General features: G+C 64.0%; 5 protein-coding genes. 1 reads left to right on the top strand and 4 read right to left on the bottom strand.

The window, feature by feature from the left end:
* The coding region (locus LXM94_RS25575) for an NAD(P)/FAD-dependent oxidoreductase (protein WP_235774673.1) at positions 1 to 339 on the bottom strand (339 nt) is incomplete at its 3' end.
* A gap of 231 nt (positions 340 to 570) precedes the next feature.
* Between LXM94_RS25575 and LXM94_RS25570 the strand changes: the two genes are divergently transcribed.
* Positions 571 to 1047 carry an Lrp/AsnC family transcriptional regulator gene (locus LXM94_RS25570; RefSeq protein WP_235774671.1) on the top strand — a complete coding sequence of 159 codons (477 nt, stop codon included), beginning with the start codon at positions 571 to 573 and terminating at the stop codon, positions 1045 to 1047.
* A gap of 24 nt (positions 1048 to 1071) precedes the next feature.
* On the opposite strand, the gene LXM94_RS25565 is transcribed toward LXM94_RS25570, so the two are convergent.
* The 3 genes from LXM94_RS25565 to LXM94_RS25555 are packed head-to-tail and all read right to left on the bottom strand — an operon-like array spanning position 1072 to position 4523.
* A complete protein-coding gene (locus LXM94_RS25565) occupies positions 1072 to 2727 on the bottom strand; it encodes an ABC transporter ATP-binding protein (protein WP_235774669.1) in 1656 nt (551 codons plus the stop codon).
* Positions 2728 to 3576, bottom strand: a complete 849-nt coding sequence (locus LXM94_RS25560) for an ABC transporter permease (RefSeq protein ID WP_408015704.1) — start codon at positions 3574 to 3576, stop codon at positions 2728 to 2730.
* A complete protein-coding gene (locus LXM94_RS25555; protein ID WP_235774665.1) occupies positions 3573 to 4523 on the bottom strand; it encodes an ABC transporter permease in 951 nt (316 codons plus the stop codon). Before LXM94_RS25555 ends, LXM94_RS25560 begins: the two co-directional genes overlap by 4 nt.
* Positions 4524 to 4636 lie beyond the last annotated feature (113 nt).

The raw sequence follows: 4636 nt of genomic DNA, 5'->3' as shown, positions 1-4636 counted from the left end.
TCCCGCGAGCTCCTCCCCGTCGTCGCTGAGATAGAGGAGGCCGCAACGCCGGAAGCCGGTGTCCTCGCCCGTTTCCGCGGCGAAGCTTTCCCACAGGTCCAGGCTCTTCGTCGCCATGGGCAATTCACGCGCGTCGCGGTTCTGCTGGCGGCACCAGCCCCAGTTGCGGCTCGACTGTTCGGCCCCGACGCGGCCCTTTTCGACGACGACGACCTTCAGGCCCCTCTTCGCCAGAAAGTAGGCGGTGAAGATGCCGACGATACCGGCTCCGATGACGACGGCATCTGCCGCGCGGGGCAGGCCAGCCGGGGTTTCCACGAGCGTCAGCGGTGCGGGCATGGGCGATCTCCTTCTCGTCAGGCAAGCATAGTGGCCCGCCCGGAACGAGGATGCCGCACATCAAAGCGCTGCGGCAGAAGATTCCGCGGCGGGACGACAATCCCGCCGATCCTGCCGACTATCGACGCGCAGAATGGAATAGACAAGCGTTGCCATGGTGTTAAGCTCGATCCTTGAAAAACACAGCATAAAATTTTGCCGTACTCTCGATGCCACCGAAGGGGACCGTGAATGAAACTCGACCGGATCGACATCAAGATTCTCTACGAGTTGCAGAAGAACGGCCGCATCACCAATGTCGAGCTGGCCGAACTGGTGAACCTGTCGCCCAGTCCGTGCCTAATGCGCGTCAAGAAACTGCAGCAGGAAGGCTATATCCAGGGTTATTCGGCCCAGATCAATGTTGGCAAGCTCGGCCAGACGCTGACCGTCTTCACGGAAATCACGCTGAAGAACCACCGGCAGATCGATTTCGCCCGGTTCCTGGCCGCCGTGGAAAAGATCGACCAGGTGATCGAATGCCATCTCGTCTCGGGCGGCTACGACTATCTCCTGAAGTTCGTCACCGCCGGCATCGGCGAATATCAGACGATCATGGAGCGGCTGACGGACATGGATATCGGCATCGACAAATATTTCAGCTTCGTCGTGCTGAAGTCGCCGATCGTCAAGGCGCATATGCCGCTGACGAGCCTGTTCCCGCTTTAGCGCCGTCCCGAAAAGCCGCCGGCCTTATTGGTGACCGTAGGCTTTCACCAGGTCCGGATCGAGTTCCAGCGCATCGAGCCAGCCCGGATCGAGCTTCGGGACCGACGAAAACAGCAGTTGCGAATAGGGGTGCTGCGGGGCCTTCAGGCCGGATGGCGTGATCTCCTCGACCTTGCGGCCGGCATACATCACGACGATCTGGTCGCAGATCGCCTCGACCACCGAAAGATCGTGGCTGATGAAGATGTAGGAGAGCGAGAGCTCGCGCTGCAACTCCTTGAGCAGGTCGATGACGGCGGCGGCGACCACGGTGTCGAGGGCAGACGTCACCTCGTCGCAGAGGATGAGTTTCGGCTCGGCGGCAAGCGCGCGGGCGAAGTTGACGCGCTGCTTTTGTCCGCCGGACAGTTCCGCGGGCCGGCGATGCCGGAGCGTCTTCGGCAGGTGCACCATGTCGAGCAACTGGTCGATGCGGGCATCACGCACCTTGCCCTTCATGCCGTGATAGAAGGTGAGCGGCCGGCCGAGAATGTCCTCGATCGATTTTGCCGGATTGAGCGCCGTGTCGGCATACTGGAAGACGATCTGCAGTTCGCGCAACTGGTCGCGGCTGCGTTGGCGGGCCGAGCGGGCAAGCGCGCGGTCGTCGAAGACCATCGAGCCCTGCGACGCGGGCAGGATGCCGGCGATGGCGCGGGCAAGGGTGGACTTGCCGCAGCCGGACTCGCCGATGATGCCGAGATTGCGGCCCCTTTCCACGATAAGGCTGGCGTCCTGGACGGCGCGCACCAGCGGCAGGCCATCGGCCTGCACCGGTCCGTAGCCGGCAAGAAGGCCGCTGATTTCGAGAAGCGGCTTCTTCTCCTGCCCGGCATCTGCGGCGCCGCCATGCGGTTTCGGCTCGAAGGCGGCCAGCAGTTCGCGCGTATAGGGATGCGTCGCCTTCGACAGGATATCGGCGGTCGGGCCCGTTTCCTGCACCTCGCCGTTGCGCAGCACGACGATGCGGTCGGCGATCTGGGCGACGACGGCGAGATCGTGCGAAACGTAGACGCCCGCAATGCCGCCTGCCTTCATCACGGACTTGAAGGCGCGCAGCACCTCGATCTGGGTGGTGACGTCGAGCGCGGTGGTCGGCTCATCGAAGATGACGAGTTTCGGATCGCCGATCAGCGCCATGGCTGCGGAAAGGCGCTGCAACTGGCCACCCGAGACCTGATGGGGAAAACGCTCGCCGATGGTGTCGGGACCGGGCAGCGAGAGGGCGCGGAACAGTCCGATGGCTTTGCGTCTGGCCTCCTCCGCCGGCATCAGCCCGTGGATGCGGGTCACCTCCGTCACCTGGTCGATGATCCGCATGGCCGGATTGAAGGCGGCGGCGGCGGATTGCGGCACGTAGGACACCTCAGTGCCGCGGATCGCCGCGCGCTGCTTTTCGCTGAGCGTCACCATGTCCCGTCCGCCGACCCGCACGCTGCCGCCAGAAAGCCGGCAGCCGGCACGGGTGTATCCCATCAGCGTCAGCGCGATCGTCGTCTTGCCCGATCCGCTTTCGCCGATCAGCGCGACGATCTCGCCGGGTGCGATGTCGAGGCTGACGCCCTTGATGATCGCGACGTGGCGGCCTGAATCGGTGGTGGCCTCGACCTTCAGGTCACGGACTTCGACGAGGTTTTCCATCTAGGCGCTCCGGTCGCGGATTTTCTGCGGCAGGTTGTCGATCAGCAGGTTGACGCTGATCGTCAGGCTGGCGATCGCCAGCGACGGCACGATGACGGCGGGCGCGCCGAAGGGCAGGCCGCCGACATTTTCGTGCACCAGCGCGCCCCAGTCCGCATAGGGCGGCTGCACGCCGAGGCCGAGGAAGGAGAGGCCCGACAGCAGGAGCACGATGAAGACGAAGCGGAGACCCAGGTCGGCGAGTACCGGACCGATGATGTTCGGCAGGATTTCCGAGCCGATGATGTAGAGGATTCCCTCGCCGCGCGTGCGCGCCACCGTAATGTAGTCCATCGTGTTGATGTTGACGGCGAGCGCCCGGGCGAAGCGATAGGCGCCCGGCGTATAGATGACGGCAAGCGTTGCGATCAGCACGCTGATCGACGAGCCGACCGCCGCGACGACGACAAGGCCGGAGAGCTTGCTCGGAATGGAGTTCATCGCATCGAGGAAGCGGCTCAGTATTGTGTCGAACCATCCGCCGATGACGGCAGCCGCCATGCCCAGCACGACGCCGGAGAAACAGGCGATGGAGACGGCGGCAAGTGAAATGCCGACGGTGTAGCGGGCACCCATCAGCACGCGGGACAGCATGTCGCGGCCGAGATAGTCCGATCCGAGCCAGAACCTGTCGCTGATCGGGCCGAAATAGTCCTCGTCGACGATCTCGCCGACCGGATGCGGGATGATATGCGGCGCGATCAGCGCCATGATCGCCCAGAAGAGAATGATCGACAGGCCGACCATGCCGACCCAGCTGAAACGGTAGCCGAGCTTTTGCGAAAGGGTGCCGGATGGGGTCATGGTCAGCGGAGCCTCGGATTGGCAAGGATGGCAACGATATCCGCGAGCGTGATCAGGGTGAGGTAACCGACGCAGAAAATCATCGCGCAGGACTGGATGAGCGGCAGGTCGCGGGTCGCCACGCCGTCGACCATCAGCTTGGCGATGCCGGGATAGTTGAAGATGGTCTCGACGATGATGACGCCGCCCACCAGATAGGAAAGAGAAAGGGCCACCGCATTGACGATGGGGCCGATGGCGTTCGGCAGGGCGTGCCGCAGGACGAGGCGGGGGCGGGAGGCGCCCTTCAGCAGGGCCGTCTCGACGTAGGGGGTGTTGATCGTGTCGATCACCGCGGCGCGCGTCATGCGGATCATCTGCGCGGCGACGACGAAGGTCAGGCTGATCACCGGCATGGCGTAGATTTCGAGCATCTGCCAGATCGACGTGACGTCGTTGGCAAAGGACAGCGCCGGCAGCCACTTCAGATAGACGGCGAAGATCAAGACGGCCGAGGTGGCGACCATGAATTCCGGGATCGAGATGACGCCGATCGTGATGATCGTCACCGCGCGGTCGTAGAGCGAACCGCGGAACATGGCTGCGGTGATGCCGAGCGTCAGCGCCAGGGGCACAGCGAAGAGCGTGGTGATGCCGGCAAGCCGCATGGTGTTGACGAAGCGCCCGCCGATGAGGTCGGCCACGGCGACATTGTTGACATAGGACGTGCCGAGGTCGCCGCTCGCAAGTCCGCCAAGCCAGCGCAGGAAGCGAAGATAGGCCGGCTCGTCGAGATGCATGGCGCTGCGCAGGCCGGCAATCGCTTCCGGCGTCGCCGCCTGGCCGAGCAGGATCGTCGCGGTATCGCCAGGCAGCATGGCTGTGGCGAAGAACACCGCAAAGGAAACGATGAGCAGCGTCAGGCCGGCGACCAGCAGGCGAGCCAGCACGAGGTTGAGTACGTATTTTCTCAAAGACGGCCCCCTGCCGGATAGAGCACTAGAATGACGGACAAAGCCGCGGGGCGAAAGGGTGGACCGGCACCGTGCCGGGCAAATCCCACCCGAATGTGCGACGGCCGGCGGGC

The sequence above is a fragment of the Rhizobium alarense genome (assembly GCF_021555155.1).
GTDB classification, from domain to species: domain Bacteria; phylum Pseudomonadota; class Alphaproteobacteria; order Rhizobiales; family Rhizobiaceae; genus Rhizobium_D; species Rhizobium_D alarense.
The sequence above is the reverse complement of the archived record's forward strand: the minus strand, read 5'-3'. Positions and strand labels throughout refer to the sequence as shown.

What these genes read in the sequence shown, in the direction of transcription:
- LXM94_RS25570 (WP_235774671.1), top strand. Translation starts at nt 571, where the DNA reads ATGAAACTCGACCGGATCGACATCAAGATTCTCTACGAGTTGCAGAAG.
- LXM94_RS25565 (WP_235774669.1), bottom strand. Translation starts at nt 2,727, where the DNA reads ATGGAAAACCTCGTCGAAGTCCGTGACCTGAAGGTCGAGGCCACCACC.